This window comes from Massilia genomosp. 1 (assembly GCF_011682185.1).
In the GTDB taxonomy this organism is placed as follows: Bacteria; Pseudomonadota; Gammaproteobacteria; order Burkholderiales; family Burkholderiaceae_D; genus Telluria_A; species Telluria_A rubra.
In genome coordinates this window covers 1-18,102 of record NZ_WHJF01000123.1, presented here as the reverse complement: position 1 = coordinate 18,102, position 18,102 = coordinate 1, and the positions used below count along the sequence as shown (strand labels likewise).

19 protein-coding genes are annotated in these 18,102 nt (G+C 60.8%); 15 read left to right on the top strand and 4 right to left on the bottom strand.

Going from position 1 to position 18,102, the window contains the following annotated elements; all coding sequences use genetic code 11:
* Positions 1–122: 122 nt before the first annotated feature.
* From F1735_RS29085 to F1735_RS29075, 3 genes are read right to left on the bottom strand one after another with little or no spacing between them, the layout of a single operon-like run.
* Positions 123–1,046 (bottom strand): helix-turn-helix domain-containing protein, encoded by a 924-nt coding sequence (locus F1735_RS29085; RefSeq protein ID WP_167240168.1) that lies wholly within the window; start codon positions 1,044–1,046, stop codon positions 123–125.
* Positions 1,047–1,081: 35 nt separating this feature from the next.
* Positions 1,082–2,380, bottom strand: coding sequence for a mannitol dehydrogenase family protein (locus F1735_RS29080; RefSeq protein ID WP_167240167.1), 1,299 nt, complete (start codon positions 2,378–2,380; stop codon positions 1,082–1,084).
* Positions 2,380–3,435, bottom strand: a complete 1,056-nt coding sequence (locus F1735_RS29075; protein WP_167240166.1) for an ABC transporter ATP-binding protein — start codon at positions 3,433–3,435, stop codon at positions 2,380–2,382. The genes F1735_RS29080 and F1735_RS29075 overlap by 1 nt, the downstream gene beginning before the upstream one ends.
* Between F1735_RS29075 and F1735_RS29070 the strand changes: the two genes are divergently transcribed.
* Positions 3,388–3,657 (top strand): hypothetical protein, encoded by a 270-nt coding sequence (locus F1735_RS29070; RefSeq protein ID WP_222853109.1) that lies wholly within the window; start codon positions 3,388–3,390, stop codon positions 3,655–3,657. The genes F1735_RS29075 and F1735_RS29070 overlap by 48 nt on opposite strands.
* A 263-nt stretch (positions 3,658–3,920) precedes the next feature.
* Here F1735_RS29070 and F1735_RS29065 read toward each other — a convergent pair whose 3' ends face one another.
* Positions 3,921–5,087, bottom strand: coding sequence for an iron-containing alcohol dehydrogenase (locus F1735_RS29065; protein ID WP_167240164.1), 1,167 nt, complete (start codon positions 5,085–5,087; stop codon positions 3,921–3,923).
* A gap of 142 nt (positions 5,088–5,229) precedes the next feature.
* On the opposite strand from F1735_RS29065, the gene F1735_RS29060 reads away from it, so the two are divergent.
* The 14 genes from F1735_RS29060 to F1735_RS28995 all read left to right on the top strand — a co-directional run bounded on the left by F1735_RS29060 (position 5,230) and on the right by F1735_RS28995 (position 17,926).
* A complete protein-coding gene (locus tag F1735_RS29060; protein WP_167240163.1) occupies positions 5,230–5,994 on the top strand; it encodes a sulfite exporter TauE/SafE family protein in 765 nt (254 codons plus the stop codon).
* A 187-nt stretch (positions 5,995–6,181) separates the two neighbouring features.
* A complete protein-coding gene (gene mnmG, locus F1735_RS29055; protein WP_167240162.1) occupies positions 6,182–8,113 on the top strand; it encodes a tRNA uridine-5-carboxymethylaminomethyl(34) synthesis enzyme MnmG in 1,932 nt (643 codons plus the stop codon).
* Complete coding sequence (gene rsmG, locus F1735_RS29050; RefSeq protein WP_167240161.1) at positions 8,110–8,766, top strand: 16S rRNA (guanine(527)-N(7))-methyltransferase RsmG; 657 nt, start codon at positions 8,110–8,112, stop codon at positions 8,764–8,766. The genes mnmG and rsmG overlap by 4 nt, the downstream gene beginning before the upstream one ends.
* Positions 8,767–8,889: 123 nt before the next feature.
* A complete protein-coding gene (locus F1735_RS29045; protein ID WP_167240160.1) occupies positions 8,890–9,660 on the top strand; it encodes a ParA family protein in 771 nt (256 codons plus the stop codon).
* 33 nt (positions 9,661–9,693) lie between these two features.
* On the top strand, positions 9,694–10,572 hold the full coding sequence (locus tag F1735_RS29040; protein WP_167240159.1) for a ParB/RepB/Spo0J family partition protein: 879 nt from the start codon (positions 9,694–9,696) through the stop codon (positions 10,570–10,572).
* 287 nt (positions 10,573–10,859) lie between these two features.
* The gene (locus tag F1735_RS29035) at positions 10,860–11,198 is read left to right on the top strand and encodes an ATP synthase subunit I (protein ID WP_167240158.1); all 339 of its coding nucleotides are present in this window, start codon (positions 10,860–10,862) and stop codon (positions 11,196–11,198) included.
* Position 11,199: 1 nt separating this feature from the next.
* The gene (gene atpB / locus F1735_RS29030; RefSeq protein WP_167233022.1) at positions 11,200–12,039 is read left to right on the top strand and encodes a F0F1 ATP synthase subunit A; all 840 of its coding nucleotides are present in this window, start codon (positions 11,200–11,202) and stop codon (positions 12,037–12,039) included.
* A 97-nt stretch (positions 12,040–12,136) separates the two neighbouring features.
* Positions 12,137–12,379 (top strand): F0F1 ATP synthase subunit C, encoded by a 243-nt coding sequence (gene atpE, locus F1735_RS29025; RefSeq protein WP_073221179.1) that lies wholly within the window; start codon positions 12,137–12,139, stop codon positions 12,377–12,379.
* Positions 12,380–12,454: 75 nt separating this feature from the next.
* The gene (locus F1735_RS29020) at positions 12,455–12,925 is read left to right on the top strand and encodes a F0F1 ATP synthase subunit B (RefSeq protein ID WP_167240157.1); all 471 of its coding nucleotides are present in this window, start codon (positions 12,455–12,457) and stop codon (positions 12,923–12,925) included.
* A 2-nt stretch (positions 12,926–12,927) separates the two neighbouring features.
* Entirely contained in the window at positions 12,928–13,461 is a 534-nt protein-coding gene (locus F1735_RS29015; RefSeq protein ID WP_167240156.1) for a F0F1 ATP synthase subunit delta, read from the top strand.
* 78 nt (positions 13,462–13,539) lie between these two features.
* Entirely contained in the window at positions 13,540–15,081 is a 1,542-nt protein-coding gene (gene atpA, locus F1735_RS29010; RefSeq protein ID WP_167240155.1) for a F0F1 ATP synthase subunit alpha, read from the top strand.
* Between the two features lie 57 nt (positions 15,082–15,138).
* The gene (atpG, locus tag F1735_RS29005; protein WP_167240154.1) at positions 15,139–16,014 is read left to right on the top strand and encodes a F0F1 ATP synthase subunit gamma; all 876 of its coding nucleotides are present in this window, start codon (positions 15,139–15,141) and stop codon (positions 16,012–16,014) included.
* Between the two features lie 32 nt (positions 16,015–16,046).
* Positions 16,047–17,447, top strand: a complete 1,401-nt coding sequence (gene atpD / locus F1735_RS29000) for a F0F1 ATP synthase subunit beta (RefSeq protein WP_167233032.1) — start codon at positions 16,047–16,049, stop codon at positions 17,445–17,447.
* Between the two features lie 56 nt (positions 17,448–17,503).
* Positions 17,504–17,926, top strand: coding sequence for a F0F1 ATP synthase subunit epsilon (locus tag F1735_RS28995; protein WP_099873373.1), 423 nt, complete (start codon positions 17,504–17,506; stop codon positions 17,924–17,926).
* Positions 17,927–18,102: the final 176 nt, after the last annotated feature.

The following is an 18,102-nucleotide window of genomic DNA, read 5'->3' as shown; positions in this document are numbered from 1 at the left end:
CTGCTCTGGGGTAGAATTCATGTCGGGCAAGGTGTGTTCGTGCTGATAGGGTAGGTTTTTAGATAACTCCCATTCTATCAATCACTTACGGCATTCTTGCCCTTTTTTGTGCAAAATTCAGGCTAGGCGGATGCCGCAGCGCCGAAGCGCCCGCCCGCCTGGCGCCGGAACTCTTTCGGGGTCACGCCCTTGATCTGCAAAAAGCGGCGGTTGAAATTGGCCACATTCTGGAAGCCGACGTCGTAGCAGACATTGGTGACGTAGTGGTCGGTGTTCATCAGCAACTGGCAGGCCTTGTTGACCCGCAGCCGGGTGACGAAGTCGGTGAAACTGTTGCCGGTGGTCTTGCGGAAGAAGCGCGAGAATTTGCTCAGCGACATGCCGAGCTGATCCGCCACGGCCTCGGCCGAGATCGGGTCGCGGTAGTTGTCGGTGATGTAGCTCAGGACCGCGTTGACCTTGGCCAGGGTGCCTTCATCGTCATATGAACGCATGGTGGCGCTCGAGAGCAGCCGGTATTTGTTGTTGCGCGCCAGGCGGCACATGAAGTTTACAAAATGGCCGAAGCGCTCGGCGCCGCCGCTGCCGCGAATCCGCAGGAAATCCTGCTCGGCCTCGGCCCCGATATCGAGAAACTCAATGCCGTAGATGGAGCGCTCCAGGAGGGGCAGCAGCTCGCGCAGCTCCGGGATCAGCCGGGAAGCCTGTTCCAGCGGCTCATGGGCGAATTGCAGGATCATGTCGCGCAACAGCACGCCTTCCTCCGGCACGCTGCCCGAGATCCAGTTGTGCGGCAGGCGCGGCCCGGTCAGCACCAGGTGGCCGGGTGAGAATTCGCCGATGTAGTCGCCCACGAACAGCTTGCCGCTGGTCGAAACGATCAGGTGCAGCTCGTACTCGTCGTGGCAATGCCAGCGCACGCGCGGGCTGGGGTAGCCGTGCTCGATGTAGTGGACGATGCCGTCGTAGCTTTCGCGTTCGAGCTCGGGCGGCTTGGGCTGGAAGCGCTGCGCTTCCACGTGGCGCATCTGAGGCAAAGTGCTCATGTGTTGTGGTCCCTGTTTGTCATCTACATGGTTGTTCACTTTGCGCTTGCCAGCAAGTGCGACAGCGCGGCGCGCGCACCAAGCCTGTACAGCCGCGCCAGCGCCTCGGCCACCGCGTCGACGAAGCGGGGCGCTTCGCTCAACTCGCCGAACAGTGCGCGCAACGACAGCAGCGCGGCCGGGTCGGCGCCGCCGCGCACGGCCAGCTCGCGCAGCTGCGCGGCGAGCGGGTCGATCAGCGTCAGCGGGCGGCCCTGTTCGTCGCTGCCGTTCAGGTAGCGGAACCAGCACGCCACGCTAAAGCTGAGCAGTTCGACCGGACCGCCGCGTGCGAGCTGGTCGCGCACCGACGGCAGCACGAACTTGGGCATGCGCGCCGAGCCGTCGGTGCCGATCCGCAAAAGCTGGTCGCCGATGGCCGGATTGGCGAAGCGCTCGACCAGGGTGCGCTTGTAGTCGGCCAGGTCGATGCCCTCGACCGCCGGCAGCAGCGGCGTGACTTCGATGTCCATCATGCGCGAGAACAGTTGACGGATGTCGGCGTCGGCCATCGCTTCGTGCGCGTACTCGTAGCCGAGCAACATGCCGATGTAGCACAGCGACTGGTGGCCCGCGTTCAGCAGGCGCAGCTTCATTTTTTCGTAGGGCAGCACGTTCGGGAAGGCGCAGTGCTCGGCCAGCCACGCACTCAAGGCGGGATCGCGCAGCGCGGTAAAAGCGAGCAGCATCGCGCGGGTGATATCGCCATTGCTTTGCAGGTTATCGCACGACATGACCGTGAACGGCGCCAGTCCGCGCTCGCGCCGCCGCGCCAGCGCCTCGGCCAGGTAGCCGAAGCAGCAGTGCGGCGTGTGCGGGTGGGCCAGGTCGTGCATGATGTCGGGATGGGCGGCGTCGAAGCTGCCGTCGCCCTGGTTGACGTAATAGCCGCCCTCGGTGATGGTGAGCGAGACGATGCGGGTGCCGGGATCGGCCAGCTTGTCCAGCACCGCCTGCGGGTCGTCCGGCGCGTACAAAAATTCGAGCAGTGAGCCGACCACGCGCGCCATGTCGCCGCGCGCGCTGCGCTCGACCAGGGTGTACAGGCAGTCCTGGGCCAGCATGGCGTCGCGCATCGCCGCATCAATCGGCAGCAGGCCCACGCCGCAGTAGCCCCATGCAGTGTGGCCGGGCAGGCGCAGCAGGTCGTCCAGATACAGCGCCTGGTGCGAGCGGAAAAATCCGCCCACGCCAATGTGGACGATGCTGCGCGCCGGGATGCTGCGATCGTAAGCGGGGCCGGGAATGGTCGATGGCAGATGCGCCAGCGCGGCCTTGTTCAAAGCGAGCGCCATCATCGCGCTCCCCGCGCCTGCATGCCGCACGTGGAACCGGACTTGTCGAAGTGGTGTACGACGCCGTGTTCGAACGCCAGGTGGGTGCGCGCGCCCGCTTGCAGGGTGATCTGCTCGCTGCCGCACGCGACCACCTGCACCTTGTTTTCCAGGCGCGCGTAGACCAGCGTTTCAACGCCGAGCGACTCGACCATGTCGACCGTGGCCGGCAGGCTGCCCGGCTGCGCCGCATCGAGCACATGCACATGCTCGGGGCGGATGCCGACAAAGCCGTCGGCAGGGGCCGCGCCCCCGGACAGCGCGGCCAGCCGCAGCAAGAGCGCCGCCGGCACCACGTTCATGCTCGGGGTGCCGATGAACTGCGCCACAAAGCGGTTGGCCGGGCTGTCGTACAGGAACAGCGGCGAGCCATGCTGCTCGATCTGGCCGTCGCGCAGCACCACCACGCGGTCGGCCAGGGTCATCGCCTCGACCTGGTTGTGGGTGACGTAGATGGTGGTCGCGCCCAGTTCGCGGTGCAGCTTGGCGATTTCGATGCGGGTCTGCACGCGCAGGGCCGCGTCCAGGTTCGACAGCGGTTCGTCGAACAGGAAAACTTTCGGGTCGCGCACGATGGCGCGGCCGATGGCGACGCGCTGGCGCTGGCCGCCGGAGAGCTCCTTCGGTTTGCGTTCGAGGTAGTGGCCCAGGTTGAGGATGGCGGCCGCCTTGTCGACCTTGGCGCGGATCAGGGCGGGCGGCACGCCGGCCAGTTTCAGCGCGAACGACATGTTCTGGAACACCGTCATGTGCGGATACAGCGCGTACGACTGGAACACCATCGCCAGGTCGCGTTTGGACGAGGGCAGGGCGGTGATGTCGCGCCCGTCCAGGTGCAGGCTGCCCTTGTCGATGGGTTCGAGGCCCGCGATCAGGCGCAGCAGGGTCGACTTGCCGCAGCCCGACGGGCCGACGAAGACGACGAACTCGCCCTTGTCGATCTCCAGGTCGATGCCCTTGATGGCGTGGTGCTCGCCGAAGAATTTCTCGATGTTTTTCAGTTGGAGGTAAGCCATGATCTTGATGTCCTGTGCTTGTCTTATTTGACCGCGCCGAAATCGGCCCTGAACAGTGAAGTGGCAATGCTGGGTCACCCGCGCGCCGCATTGCTCGCGTTTGGCGTCGCCGTGCTGGCGCATAACGTGCCCGCAGTGATCGAACGCGCCATCATGATCCGTCACCGACTGGAGCAGGGCGGCAAGATCGAACTATCGGCCTCTATCTCGCGCTGGAGGTGAAGGCAGCCTATGAGGGCATGATGATCGCCCTTCCCAGCAGTGATTGGCGCGCTTACGACAAGCTCGATGCTTGCCAGTTGGCGGACTTGTTGCTGAAAGTGGCTGCACGTGCTGACCCAAAAAGACTACGTAAGCACAAACGCGGGCCGAAAGTACCGAAAACGTCGGGCTAGGTGTCTGCTGCCGAAGCGCGCAAACACGTTTCCACTGCACGCGTTCTGAAGGAGGGCCGGATCGTATGAGGACCTTGAACGGGGTGGCGCTTAGTAGGCGGCGCGGTAGATGCTGTGGATATCTTCCCGCGTCAATTCGCGCGGGTTGTTGCCGAGCAGGCGAGTTTGCAGCATCGCATCGTCGGCCAGCTTGTCGATATCGGATTCGCCCACGCCGACCTGGCGCAGGGTGGTCTGGATGCCGGTTTGCGCAGCGATCTTTTCCATCGCCGCGATCAACGCATTGGCGCGCGCTTCGTCGCTGCCGCTCGCGCCCGGATCGACAATCTGCGCCAGCTCGGCGTAGTGTACGCCGGCGTGCGACAGGTTAAAGCGCAGCACATGCGGCAGCACCAGCGAATTCGACAAGCCATGTGGCACGTGAAATATGCCGCCGATCGGATAGGCGAGGGCATGCACCGCCGCCACCGGCGCATTGGAAAAGGCCTGGCCGGCGAAGCAGGCGCCAAGCAGCATGGCCTGGCGCGCCGCCAGATCGTCGCCGTGTTCGCAGGCGCGCAGCACGTTGCGCGACAGCAGAGACAAGGCCTGGCGCGCCAGGTTGTCCGACATCGGGTTCTTTTTGTGCTTGCTGGTGAAGGCTTCGATCGCGTGGACCATTGCATCGATGCCGGTCGCGGCCGTCACCAGCGGCGGCAGGCCGAGCGTCAGGTGCGCATCCAGGATCGCCAGGTCGGCGTACAACTGCGGCGCGACCACGCCCATCTTGGTGGTCGCGCCGGTCGTGACGATGGCAATGTTGCTTACTTCCGATCCGGTGCCGGCGGTGGTCGGAATCTGCACCAAGGGCAGGCGTTTGCCGCGCACATTGCCGATCCCATAAATCTGGCTGAGCGGCTGCGCGCTGCCGGCCAGTACCGCAATGAGCTTGGCCACATCCATCGAGCTGCCCCCACCCAGGCCGATGACGAGGTCGGCATCGTGCCGGTGCGCCACTTCCACCGCTTGCAGCACCACCGATTCCGGCGGGTCGGCGACGACGTCGGACCAGACGTGGACCGCGATATTTTCCTGTTCCAGCGAGCGCTGCGGAGCGTCCACCAGGCCGGTGCCGAGAAAGCCCGGGTCGGTCACGATCAGCGCGCGGCGCGCATCGGGGAAGTGGCTGCGCACCAAAGCACCGAGACGATTGCTCGCGCCGGGGCCGGAAACAAGATGGGGAACGGTACTGAAACTGAACTCGGCTGACTCGGTCATTGTGTACCTGCGGGTCGATGGGCGATGTCAAAAGCTTACACCATGAGCGGCTTGGGCAGGAAAATGGCCGTCGGGAACGCGCTTGAGATTTCTTACGTACAATATCTGACTCCGCTGTTCAGCCCCCTTTTCTGGAAAAGTCATGATCGATTTCGCCTTACTCGGATGCGCGGCGTTTCTCGCCGGCTTGGTCGATGCTGTTGTTGGCGGAGGCGGACTGATCCAGGTACCTGTGCTGTTCTCGGTGTTTCCACGTGAAGTACCGGCGACCTTGTTGGGAACGAGCAAGTTCGCGGGCATCTTCGGTACGGGGGCTGCGGCCGTCAATTACGCGCGCAAGGTGAGGGTGGCGTGGAGCGCGGCCGCGCCGGCGGCGGTGTCAGCCTTGCTGCTATCGTTTGCCGGTGCTTACACGGTGACCAAGGTGCCGGCCGATTTCGTGCGGACCGCGCTGCCGTTCGTGCTGGTCGCCGTCGCCGTGTACACCTTCCGCAAGAAGGATTTCGGCAGCGTCCACGCCCCACTGCACAGCGGCGCGACCGAGCGCTGGGTGGCGGTGGGCATTGGCGCGGCCATTGGTTTCTATGACGGCTTCTTCGGTCCCGGCACCGGCAGCTTTTTGCTGTTCCTGTATGTGCGCTTTTTCGGCTTCGATTTCCTCAGCGCCTCGGCTGCCACCAAGGTGGTCAACGTGGCCTGCAATCTGTCCGCGCTGATGTGGTTCGGCTACAGCGGCCATATCCTCTGGCAACTCGGCCTGCTGATGGCGGTGTGCCAGGTAGCCGGTTCGCTGGTCGGCACCAAGCTCGCGATCAAGCATGGCAGCGCGTTCGTGCGCAAACTGTTCCTGGTGGTGGTCAGCCTGCTGATCGTGAAGACCAGCTATGACGCCATCGTGAAGTGGTGATTGTTTCACGTGGAACAGCGCAAAGGGCAGGGTCATTGTTCCACGTGAAACCATGAAACTTCGTCAAATAGCACGTTCCACGTGAAACACTCCGTTGCGAGAAAATCGCAGATTCTGGGTGCAAAAGAGTCGGGGGTCTGAAAAGACTCTATAATCGGGCCTCATCTCCCTCGCTCTACACTCCATCATGCTATTTCCAACTGAATTCGACGTCATCGTCGTCGGCGGCGGCCATGCCGGCACCGAGGCTGCGCTCGCTTCTGCCCGCATGGGCCAGAAGACTTTGCTGCTCACCCATAACATCGAGACGCTCGGCCAGATGTCTTGCAACCCCTCCATCGGCGGCATCGGCAAGGGACACCTGGTCAAGGAAGTCGACGCCATGGGCGGCGCCATGGCGATTGCCACGGACGAATCCGGTATCCAGTTTCGCATCCTGAACTCGTCCAAGGGCCCTGCCGTACGCGCCACCCGCGCGCAAGCGGACCGCATCCTGTACAAGCAAGCGATACGCTCGCGCCTGGAAAACCAGCCGAACCTGTGGCTGTTCCAGCAGGCAGTGGACGACTTGATGCTTGAAGGCGACAAGGTGGTCGGGGCGGTAACCCAGATCGGCATCAAGTTCCGCGCCCGCGCGGTGGTGCTGACGGCTGGTACTTTTCTCGACGGGAAAATCCACGTCGGCCTGCAAAACTACTCGGCCGGCCGTGCCGGCGATCCGCCGGCGATTTCGCTCTCGGCGCGCCTGAAAGAAATGAAGCTGCCGCAAGGCCGCCTGAAGACCGGCACGCCGCCGCGCATCGATGGCCGCAGCATCGATTTTTCGCAGATGTCCGAGCAAGCTGGCGACCTCGACCCGGTGCCCGTGTTCTCGGTCATGGGCAACACCGCCATGCACCCGCGCCAGGTGCCGTGCTGGGTGACGCATACGAATGCGCAGACGCACGACATCATCCGCGCCGGCCTGGACCGCAGCCCGATGTACACCGGCGTCATCGAAGGCGTCGGCCCGCGCTATTGCCCGTCGATCGAAGACAAGATCCACCGCTTCTCGGGCAAGGAATCGCACCAGATTTTCCTTGAGCCCGAAGGCTTGACGACCAACGAGTTCTATCCAAACGGTATCTCGACCAGCCTGCCGTTCGACGTGCAGATCGCCCTGGTGCGCTCGATGAAGGGCATGGAAAACGCCTTCATCCTGCGCCCGGGCTACGCCATCGAATACGACTATTTCGACCCGCGCGGCCTGAAAACCTCGCTCGAAACCAAGGCGGTGCAAGGCTTGTTCTTTGCCGGCCAGATCAACGGCACCACCGGTTACGAAGAAGCGGCGGCGCAAGGCATGCTGGCCGGTATCAACGCGGCGCTGTTGACGCGCGGCCAGGATGCCTGGATTCCGGGCCGTTCCGAAGCCTACCTCGGCGTGCTGGTGGATGACTTGACGACGCAAGGCGTGGCCGAGCCGTACCGCATGTTCACCAGCCGCGCCGAATATCGCCTGAGCCTGCGTGAAGACAATGCCGACATGCGTCTGACCGAAATCGGCCGCAAACTCGGCTGCGTGGGCGACGCCCAGTGGGAAGCATTCGAGCGCAAGCGCGAAGCGGTCGCCGTGGAACTGGAGCGCCTGCGCACCACCTGGGTACACCCGCGCATCCTCGCCAGTAGCGAGTCGGAACGTGTGATCGGCCAGGCCATCGAGCGCGAATACTCCTTGGCCGACTTGCTGCGCCGTCCCGGCGTGGACTACGACAAGCTGATGGGCTTGTCCGGCATGGAAGGCCAGGCGCTTGCCGGCCCCGGCGTTGACGATCCTGCGGTCAAGGAACAGGTCGAAATCCAGCTCAAATACGCTGGCTATATCGACCGCCAGGCCAAGGAAGTCGAGCGGCACGACCACTATGAAAACCTCAAATTGCCGCCTGGATTCGACTACCTCGACATCAGCGCGCTGTCGATCGAGGTGCGCCAGAAGCTCGACAAGCAACGTCCCGAAACCTTGGGACAGGCCTCGCGTATCTCGGGCGTGACGCCGGCGGCCATCTCGCTGTTGCTGGTGCATTTGAAAAAGCGTGGCGCGAAAGGCTTCGCCACGCTCAATGAGGAGTTGGCAGGATGAAGTTTTTCGACCGTAAGGCCATCGCGCCCGTACTGGCCAATGGCATCAAGGAACTCAAGCTGGACTTGAGCGCGCAGCAGCACGCGCAATTGCTCGACTACCTGGCCCTGCTGCACAAGTGGAATGCGGTCTACAACCTGACCTCGGTGCGCGATCCGATGCAGATGGCAACCCACCATGCGCTCGATTCGCTGGCCGCCGTGTCGGCCTTCGAGGGCGCGGCCAGCGTGCTCGACGTCGGGGCGGGGGGCGGACTGCCCGGCATCGTGCTGGCGATTGCCCGGCCGGGCATGTTAGTGGCCCTGATCGACACCGTCCACAAGAAAACCGCCTTCCTCACGCAAGTCAAAGCCGAACTGGGCCTGGCCAACGTGACCGTACACACGGCGCGCGTGGAGCAGCTGCAGGTGCCGCACAAATTCGACGTGATCACCTCGCGCGCTTTTGCCGACCTGTCCGACTTTGTGAACTGGTCGGGACACCTGCTGGCCGAGGGCGGCAAATTCATCGCCCTGAAAGGCACGGCGCCGGCGGACGAACAAGAACGGCTGCCGGCCGACTGGAAAGTGAGCCAATTGCGGCCTATCCAGGTTCCAGGACTGCAAGCGGAACGGCATCTGGTCTTTATCGAAAAGAACCTGCGCACAGAATAAATCGTATAAATCATATAAACGGTTTATATCGTTTAAACCGTATAAACCGTATAAATCGAATAAACGGTTTATACGATTAAAACAGTATAAATCGTTTGCATCAAAACTATCATAAGAGCATACATGGCGAAAATATTTTGCGTTGCAAATCAAAAGGGCGGGGTAGGCAAGACCACCACCAGCGTTAACCTCTCGGCGGGCCTGGCCAAACTGGACCAGCGCGTGCTGCTGGTCGACCTGGACCCGCAGGGCAACGCGACCATGGGCGCCGGCATCAACAAGGCCGGGCTCAAGGCATCGACCTATGAAGTGCTGCTGGGCGAGGCCGAGGTCAGCGCGGCGCGCACGCGTTCGGAAGCGGGGCGCTTCGACGTGCTGCCGTCGAACCGCGAACTGGCCGGCGCCGAAGTCGAGATGGTCGACCTGGAAAACCGCGAGCGCCGCCTGAAGGATGCGCTGGCCTCGGTCGACAAGGATTACGACTTCATCCTGATCGACTGCCCGCCGGCCTTGTCGATGCTGACCCTCAACGGCCTGTGCGCCGCACACGGCGTGATCATCCCGATGCAGTGCGAGTACTACGCGCTGGAAGGATTGTCCGACCTGGTCAACACCATCAAGAAGGTACACGCCAACCTGAACACCGACCTGAAGATCATCGGCCTGTTGCGCGTCATGTTCGATCCGCGCATGACCTTGTCGCAACAGGTGTCGGCCCAGCTCGAGCAGCACTTCGGCGACAAGGTCTTCAATACCATCATTCCGCGCAATGTGCGCCTGGCCGAAGCGCCGTCGTACGGCGTGCCGGGCGTGGTGTTCGATCCATCCTCGAAAGGGGCGCAGGCCTACATCGCCTTTGGCGCCGAGATGGTCGAACGCATCAAGACAATGTAAACATACGCATCACACAAAATAGGCAGCAAACATATGGCAAGCAAAAAACTCAAGGGGCTCGGTCGCGGGCTCGACGCGCTGCTGGGCGGCGACGGCGAGGGCGCCAAGCCCGACACACCGTCGGTGCTGGCCGTGCATCAGATGCAGGCCGGTAAATACCAGCCGCGCACGCGCATGGACGAAGGCGCGCTCAACGAACTGGCCGCCTCGATCAAAATCCAGGGCATCATGCAACCGGTGCTGGTGCGCCCGATCGGGCAGGACACGCTGACCGGCGCGGTGCGTTACGAGATCATCGCCGGCGAACGGCGCTTCCGCGCGGCGCAGCTGGCCGGGCTGAACGAGATCCCGGTGCTGGTGCGCGACGTGGACGACCAGGCGGCCGCCGCGATGGCGCTGATCGAGAACATCCAGCGCGAGGATCTCAATCCGCTGGAAGAGGCGCAGGGCATCCATCGCCTGATCTCGGATTTCAATTTCACGCACGAGCAGGCGGCCAGCGCGGTGGGACGTTCGCGCAGCGCGGTGTCGAACTTGCTGCGCCTGATGAACCTGGCCGCGCCGGTGCAAACCATGCTCATGGCCGGCGACGTTGACATGGGTCACGCGCGCGCCTTGCTGGCGGTGGACGCGGCCAGCCAGATCGCGCTGGCCAACCAGGTGGTGGCAAAACGCCTGTCGGTCCGCGAGACCGAAAAGCTGGTGGCCAGGGAACTGGAAGAGCAGGCCAACCCGAGCACGACCCGGCACAAGGAAAAATCGGGAGATATTGCCAGGTTGGAAGAAGAGCTGTCCGACAAGCTGGCCACGCCGGTGTTGTTCAAGATGGGCGCGAAGGGCAGGGGACAGATGATCATCGACTTTGCCGATCTGGATATTCTGGATGGGGTACTCGCCCGGTTGCGCGCATAAGCCGGCAACTTCGTCGTTCCCGCGCCAAGGCGGCCCTCGGCGGGAACGACGGAGTGCGCACCATTATCACGCAAGACGTTGCTTTTGGTTAACGTTTAGCACAAACGAGCAGTTCGCCCCCGTTTAGTACAAATTGCATAAAAATGCGTGGTTTTTGAACACAATCGGACTCATTCACCGTGCAGCAACGTTTGACGCACGCCAGCATAAGCACTTATAATCCCGCTGATTCACATAATTCAGACACCGAAACACGGCACTTATATGGCTGGCGCAAGGAATACAACATGTTGCGCTTAGTCTCCCTGCAATTGATAGTGACAGTCGTCGTCGGCCTCATCGCCGCGCTTCTGGGGGGATGGGCTGCGATGTTTTCGGCTGTGTTCGGCGGATTGTGTTGTGTCTTGCCCAATGCGGTGTTCGCGGTGCGCCTGTTCGCCAGCGCGCAGAAACCCGGCGGGGCCGACCCGATATCGTTTTTTATCTGGGAATTCATAAAGATTGCTTTGACGGTGGCGCTGATTGCCGCCACCTTCTCGCTGTACCGCGACTTGAATGTCTTCGCCATGATCGGCGGCTTCATCGCGGCGCTGAAAAGTTACATATTCTTAATATTTAGGCACTGACATGACGAGCTCAACACTTGAAGCTGGCGCAGCACACGCGCCGACCGCATCAGAATACATCAAGCACCACTTGGGTCATTTGTCGAACCACCATCAGGACAAGGTGATCGATTTTTCGATCATCAATATGGATACGCTGTTCTGGTCCATTACGATGGGCGTGCTCGGCTGCCTGATCATGTGGCTGGCCGCGCGCAAAGCCACCGCCGGCGTGCCGACCCGCTTCCAGGCCGCCGTCGAAATGGTCTTCGAGATGGTCGACAACCAGGCCAAGGACATCGTCCACGGCGACCGCAGCTTCATCGCGCCGCTGGCGCTGACCGTGTTCGTCTGGGTTGCACTGATGAATTCGCTCGACTTCTTGCCGGTCGACCTGTTCTCCGGCCTGTTCAAGCTGCTCAATATTGAACATCTGTTCCCGCATCACCGCGTGGTGCCGACCGCCGACCTGAACGGCTCGCTGGGCATCGCCCTGGGCGTGTTTGCACTGATGATCTATTACAGCATCAAGATCAAGGGCATCGGCGGCTGGATCCACGAACTGTTTTCCGCGCCTTTCGGTATCGCCATGGCGCCGTTCAACCTGCTGTTGAACATCATCGAGTACGCAGCAAAAACCGTGTCGCTCGGCATGCGACTGTTCGGCAACATGTTTGCTGGCGAACTGCTGTTCCTGTTGATCGCTTTGTTGGGTGCGATGGCTACGACGTTCGGCTTTGTCGGCCACGTCATCGCCGGTTCGATCTGGGCTATCTTCCACATCCTGATCGTGTTCCTGCAAGCGTTCATTTTCATGATGCTCACGCTGGTGTACATCGGCCAGGCGCATGAAGGCCACTGATCGCGGCAGATCGGACAGTATCGAAAGATAGTGGTAGTAAGCAAAGTTTGTATTTTTTAGTTTTCAATTTTTTAATTTACTTTTTGAAGGAACTCTCATGACTGACTATTCTTTTGTTGCTCTGGCTTGCGGTTTGATCATCGGTCTGGGCGCTATCGGCGCTTGTATCGGTATCGCTATCATGGGCGGCAAATACCTCGAAGCTTCGGCTCGTCAGCCTGAACTGATGAACACCCTGCAAACCAAAATGTTCCTGCTGGCTGGTCTGATCGATGCGGCATTCCTGATCGGTGTTGGTATCGCGATGCTGTTCGCATTCGCAAATCCGTTCCACGCTTAATTAAGCCGGACATCGCAGTCAAAGAATGGCCGAACCTCGCGGTTCGGCATCCGTTTTTGTGAGAAGGAAAACACCGTGAACTTAAACGCAACCTTGTTTGCCCAGTTCGTGGTCTTCTTCATCCTGGCTGGTTTCACGATGAAATTCGTGTGGCCGCCACTGATGAAAGCGCTCGACGAGCGCATCCAGAGGATCTCGAATGGCCTGGCCGCAGCTGACCGCGGTAAGGAAGAAATGCAGAAAGCCCATGAGCAAGTCCAGAAAGACCTGGCCGCTGCCCGTGATGAAGGTCAAAAGCGCATCATCGACGCCGACAAGCGCGCCGCCATGATCCTCGACGATGCCAAGAAAGCAGCTGCTGAAGAAGCGGCCCGCATTATTGCGTCGGCCAAGGCAGATGCCGAGCAACAGCTTAACCGCGCGCGCGAAGAACTGCGTGGCCAGGTCGCTGCCCTCGCCGTCAAAGGCGCCGAGCAGATCCTCAAGCGTGAAGTGAACGCAGCGGCTCACGCCGACCTGCTGTCGCAATTGTCGGTCGAGCTGTAATCATGGCCGAACTCGCAACCGTCGCCCGTCCTTACGCCGAAGCCCTGTACCGCGTTGCCCAGCAAGGCAACGTGGCGGCCTGGTCCGAAGTGTTGTCCGAGCTGGCCCAGCTCGGCGCTCACCACGATGTGCTGGCCTACGCGGCCAACCCGAACGTGGCCGCCGCCGATGTCGCCTCGACCCTCGTGTCGCTGCTGAAATCGCCAGCGACCGCGGAAGTGAGCAACTTCGTTGCCATGCTGGTGGAAAACCACCGCGTGTCGCTGCTGCCGGAAATCAATGCCCAGTTCCAGGTGCTCAAGAACACGAATGCCGGTGCCGCAGACGCCAACATCACCAGCGCCTTCGAGATTGCCCAGCCGCAGGTTGCGCAACTGGTCGCGACGCTGGAAAAGAAATTTGGCCGCAAGCTCAACCCAACGGTGACAGTGGATCCCTCGCTGATCGGTGGTGTGCGCGTGGTCGTCGGTGATGAAGTGCTCGATACCTCGGTACGCGCCAAGCTGCAACAGATGCATGTTGCGCTGACAGCGTAACGAACGCGTTCCAGACTCGCACAGCACGCCGGCGCAGACGCCCTTGCCTTACGCATCAAGAAACTATTAGGAGTTAGCATGCAACTTAATTCATCTGAAATCAGCGAACTGATCAAAAGCCGGATCCAAGGCCTCGAAGGTTCGGCTGACATTCGCAATCAAGGCACGGTAATCTCCGTAGCCGACGGTATCTGCCGTATCCATGGCCTGTCGGACGTGATGCAGGGCGAGATGCTGGAATTCCCGGGCAACACCTTTGGCCTGGCGATGAACCTCGAGCGCGACTCTGTCGGCGCCGTGATTCTGGGTGCTTACGAGCACATTTCCGAAGGCGACACCGTGAAGACCACCGGCCGCATCCTGGAAGTGCCGATCGGTCCTGAACTCAAGGGTCGTGTTGTCAACGCCCTGGGCCAGCCGATCGACGGCAAGGGTCCTGTCAACGCCAAGCTGACCGCCGCCATCGAAAAAATCGCACCGGGCGTGATTGCCCGCGAATCCGTTTCGCAGCCAATGCAGACCGGCTTGAAGTCGATCGACTCGATGGTGCCGATCGGCCGTGGCCAGCGCGAGCTGATCATTGGTGACCGCCAGACCGGTAAATCGGCTGTCGCGATCGATGCGATCATCAACCAGAAGGGCCAGAACATGACGTGTATCTACGTCGCGATCGGCCAGAAGGCATCGACCATCAAGAACATCGTGCGCTCGCTCGAGACGCACGGCGCGATGGAATACACCATCGTCGTGGCGGCATCGGCTTCCGAGTCGGCCGCCATGCAATACATCTCCGCGTACTCCGGTTGCGCCATGGGCGAATACTTCCGTGACCGCGGCGAAGACGCACTGATCGTCTACGATGACCTGTCCAAGCAAGCTGTCGCTTACCGTCAAATTTCGCTGCTGCTGCGCCGTCCACCAGGCCGCGAAGCCTATCCTGGCGACGTGTTCTACCTGCACAGCCGCCTGCTCGAACGCGCGGCACGCGTGAACGCAGCTTACGTCGAGAAGTTCACCGACGGCGCCGTCAAAGGCAAAACCGGTTCGCTGACCGCACTGCCGATCATCGAAACCCAGGCTGGCGACGTATCGGCCTTCGTGCCGACCAACGTGATTTCGATTACCGACGGCCAGATCTTCCTGGACACCTCGCTGTTCAACTCGGGTATCCGTCCTGCGATTAACGCCGGTATTTCGGTATCGCGCGTCGGTGGCGCCGCCCAGACCAAGGTCATCAAAAACCTGTCCGGCGGTATCCGTACCGACTTGGCGCAGTACCGTGAACTGGCTGCGTTCGCGCAGTTCGCTTCCGACCTGGACGACCTGACCCGCAAGCAGCTCGACCGTGGCGCGCGCGTCACCGAACTGCTCAAGCAGGCCCAGTATTCGCCAATGTCGATCTCGATCATGGCCGTGACCCTGTTCGCAGTGAGCAAAGGCTTCTTCGATGATGTCGAAGTGAAGAAAGTACTGGCGTTCGAAGCCGGTCTGCACGGCTACATGAAGACCAAGCAAGCTGCTCTCCTGGCCAAGATCGAAGAAACCAAGCAACTGGACAAGGATGGCGAAGCCGCCATGGCCGCAGCCATTGCTGACTTCAAAAAATCCGGCGCATATTAATTGTCTAGAGGGGCCGGCAGTACGCGGCCCCCGATAGCGCAAAAGGAGTAAGGACTCATGGCAGTAGGCAAAGAGATACGTAACAAGATCAAGAGCGTAGAGAATACGAAGAAGATCACGAAGGCGATGGAAATGGTCGCCGCGTCCAAAATGCGCAAAGCGCAGGACCGGATGCGTGCCGCTCGCCCTTACAGTGACAAGATTCGTAACATCACCTCGCATCTGGCTACGGCGAATCCGGAATACACGCATCCGTTCATGGCGCAAGGCAAGAACGTGAAAGCGAAGGCGGTTGGTTTCATCGTCATCACGACCGACAAGGGTCTGTGCGGCGGCATGAACACCAACATCCTGCGTCTGTTGACGCAAAAGTCCCGCGAGCTGGAAACGGCTGGCAACAAGATTGAAGCGGTTGCCATTGGCAACAAGGGTTTGGGTTTTATGAACCGCGTTGGCGTGAAGGTCGTGTCGCATGCGATCCAGATCGGCGATACGGTCCACCTCGACAAGCTGATCGGGCCGATCAAGGTCATGCTCGACCGCTACGAGGAAGGTGAGCTGGACGCAGTCTATATTTGCTACACCAAGTTCGTCAACACGATGAAGCAAATCCCGATGGTCGAGCAGCTCTTGCCGCTGACCGCCGACAAGCTTGAAAGCGACAAGAGTAGTCACGCATGGGACTACATCTACGAGCCGGAAGCGCAGACCGTGATCGACGAACTGCTGGTGCGGTATGTGGAAGCGCTGGTGTATCAGTCAGTGGCCGAAAACCTCGCGTCCGAGCAATCGGCGCGGATGGTGGCGATGAAAGCGGCAAGCGACAACGCCGGCAGCGTCATCGGCGATCTGAAGCTGATCTATAACAAGACCCGCCAGGCTGCGATTACCAAAGAACTCTCCGAGATCGTCGCCGGTGCGGCAGCGGTCTAAACCCGAATTTAAATACTATTGAAGGAACGAACATGGCTGATGGCAAAATCGTTCAGTGTATCGGCGCTGTGGTGGACGTTGAGTTCCCACGCAATGCAATGCCGAAGGTTTTCGACGCACTGAAAATGGCAGGCTCCGAACTGACCCTGGAAGTACAACAGCAGCTCGGCGACGGCATTGTCCGTACCATTGCACTGGGTACCTCCGACGGTCTGCGTCGCGGCATGCTGATCCAGAACACCGGCAAGCCAATCATGGTACCGGTCGGTAAAGCGACCCTGGGCCGTATTATGGACGTGCTGGGCAACCCGATCGACGAGTGCGGTCCGGTATCGCACGCGCAAACCGCATCGATCCACCGCGTGGCGCCTGCGTACGACGAACTGTCGCCATCGCAAGACCTGCTGGAAACCGGCATCAAGGTGATCGACCTTGTTTGCCCGTTCGCCAAAGGCGGTAAAGTCGGTCTGTTCGGCGGTGCTGGTGTGGGCAAGACCGTGAACATGATGGAACTGATCAACAACATCGCAAAAGCACACTCGGGCGTATCCGTGTTTGCCGGCGTGGGTGAGCGTACTCGCGAGGGTAACGACTTCTACCACGAGATGGCTGACGCCAAAGTGGTCGATCTGGAAAATCCAGAGAACTCCAAAGTGGCAATGGTCTACGGTCAGATGAATGAACCGCCGGGTAACCGTCTGCGCGTGGCGCTGACCGGCCTGACGATCGCTGAATCGTTCCGTGACGAAGGCAAAGACGTTCTGTTCTTCGTGGACAACATCTACCGCTTCACCCTGGCCGGTACCGAAGTATCGGCACTGCTGGGCCGTATGCCATCGGCCGTGGGTTACCAGCCAACCCTGGCCGAAGAGATGGGCCGTCTGCAAGAGCGCATCACCTCGACCAAGACCGGTTCGATCACCTCGATCCAGGCCGTGTACGTCCCTGCGGATGATTACACCGATCCATCGCCGGCAACCACCTTTGCCCACTTGGATTCGACCGTTGCCCTGTCGCGTGACATCGCCTCGCTGGGTATCTACCCTGCGGTCGACCCACTCGACTCGACCTCGCGCCAGCTGGACCCGCTCGTCGTCGGCCAGGAACACTACGACACCGCGCGCGCTGTCCAGGGCACCCTGCAGCGCTACAAGGAATTGCGCGACATTATCGCGATTCTGGGCATGGACGAGTTGGCGCCGGAAGACAAGCTGCTGGTCGCACGCGCTCGTAAGATGCAGAAATTCCTGTCGCAGCCGTTCCACGTTGCTGAAGTGTTTACCGGTGCTCCTGGCAAATACGTTTCGCTGAAAGACACGATCAAAGGCTTCAAGATGATCGCATCGGGCGAACTGGATCACCTGCCTGAGCAAGCGTTCTACATGGTTGGCACGATCGAAGAAGCAATCGAAAAAGCCAAGAAGCTCAACTAAGACAGGCGAAGGCGCCGCGCTGACTCAGCGGGGCGTCGGAACCCGATAGGACACACATGGCAAACACATTTCACGTTGACGTGGTATCGGCCGAAGCCAGTATTTTTTCGGGCGAAGCCGAGTTCGTCGCGTTGCCGGGTGAAGCAGGCGAGCTGGGGATTTATCCCAAGCACACCCCGCTGATCACGCGCATCAAGCCGGGTGCGGTACGGATCAAGGTGGCTGGCCAGGCCGAAGAAGAGTTCGTCTTCGTCGCTGGCGGCATCCTGGAAGTGCAGCCGAACGGCGTGACCGTGCTGGCAGACACCGCGATCCGCGGTGGCGACCTGGACGAAGCAAAAGCACTGGCCGCCAAAAAAGCGGCCGAAGAAGCAATGGTCAACAAGGTATCGAAGATCGATTACGCCAAGGCGCAAGCCGAGATGGCGGCTGCGATTGCCCAATTACAGGCAATCCAGCGCTTCCGCAACAAGCGTTAAGCAGGTGGCGGGTTGGACCCGCTACAGCGAAAAAGGCAGCCTCGGCTGCCTTTTTTACGTGCGCCCAGCATGGGCGCACTCTTGGAGGTGCAAGTCCTCCCGCAAGCTGACCACAGTGAGCGAAGTGAAGCGCAACTGCGGAAGGGCGACCGACTGTGGGGAGGAAGCGTGGAGCG

Bases quoted from the DNA above. Each gene is read 5' to 3' on its own strand.
- F1735_RS29085 (WP_167240168.1), bottom strand. From the start codon at position 1,046: ATGAGCACTTTGCCTCAGATGCGCCACGTGGAAGCGCAGCGCTTCCAG.
- F1735_RS29080 (WP_167240167.1), bottom strand. From the start codon at position 2,380: ATGGCGCTCGCTTTGAACAAGGCCGCGCTGGCGCATCTGCCATCGACC.
- F1735_RS29075 (WP_167240166.1), bottom strand. From the start codon at position 3,435: ATGGCTTACCTCCAACTGAAAAACATCGAGAAATTCTTCGGCGAGCAC.
- F1735_RS29065 (WP_167240164.1), bottom strand. From the start codon at position 5,087: ATGACCGAGTCAGCCGAGTTCAGTTTCAGTACCGTTCCCCATCTTGTT.
- F1735_RS29060 (WP_167240163.1), top strand. From the start codon at position 5,230: ATGATCGATTTCGCCTTACTCGGATGCGCGGCGTTTCTCGCCGGCTTG.
- mnmG (WP_167240162.1), top strand. From the start codon at position 6,182: ATGCTATTTCCAACTGAATTCGACGTCATCGTCGTCGGCGGCGGCCAT.
- rsmG (WP_167240161.1), top strand. From the start codon at position 8,110: ATGAAGTTTTTCGACCGTAAGGCCATCGCGCCCGTACTGGCCAATGGC.
- F1735_RS29045 (WP_167240160.1), top strand. From the start codon at position 8,890: ATGGCGAAAATATTTTGCGTTGCAAATCAAAAGGGCGGGGTAGGCAAG.
- F1735_RS29040 (WP_167240159.1), top strand. From the start codon at position 9,694: ATGGCAAGCAAAAAACTCAAGGGGCTCGGTCGCGGGCTCGACGCGCTG.
- F1735_RS29035 (WP_167240158.1), top strand. From the start codon at position 10,860: ATGTTGCGCTTAGTCTCCCTGCAATTGATAGTGACAGTCGTCGTCGGC.
- atpB (WP_167233022.1), top strand. From the start codon at position 11,200: ATGACGAGCTCAACACTTGAAGCTGGCGCAGCACACGCGCCGACCGCA.
- atpE (WP_073221179.1), top strand. From the start codon at position 12,137: ATGACTGACTATTCTTTTGTTGCTCTGGCTTGCGGTTTGATCATCGGT.
- F1735_RS29015 (WP_167240156.1), top strand. From the start codon at position 12,928: ATGGCCGAACTCGCAACCGTCGCCCGTCCTTACGCCGAAGCCCTGTAC.
- atpA (WP_167240155.1), top strand. From the start codon at position 13,540: ATGCAACTTAATTCATCTGAAATCAGCGAACTGATCAAAAGCCGGATC.
- atpG (WP_167240154.1), top strand. From the start codon at position 15,139: ATGGCAGTAGGCAAAGAGATACGTAACAAGATCAAGAGCGTAGAGAAT.
- atpD (WP_167233032.1), top strand. From the start codon at position 16,047: ATGGCTGATGGCAAAATCGTTCAGTGTATCGGCGCTGTGGTGGACGTT.
- F1735_RS28995 (WP_099873373.1), top strand. From the start codon at position 17,504: ATGGCAAACACATTTCACGTTGACGTGGTATCGGCCGAAGCCAGTATT.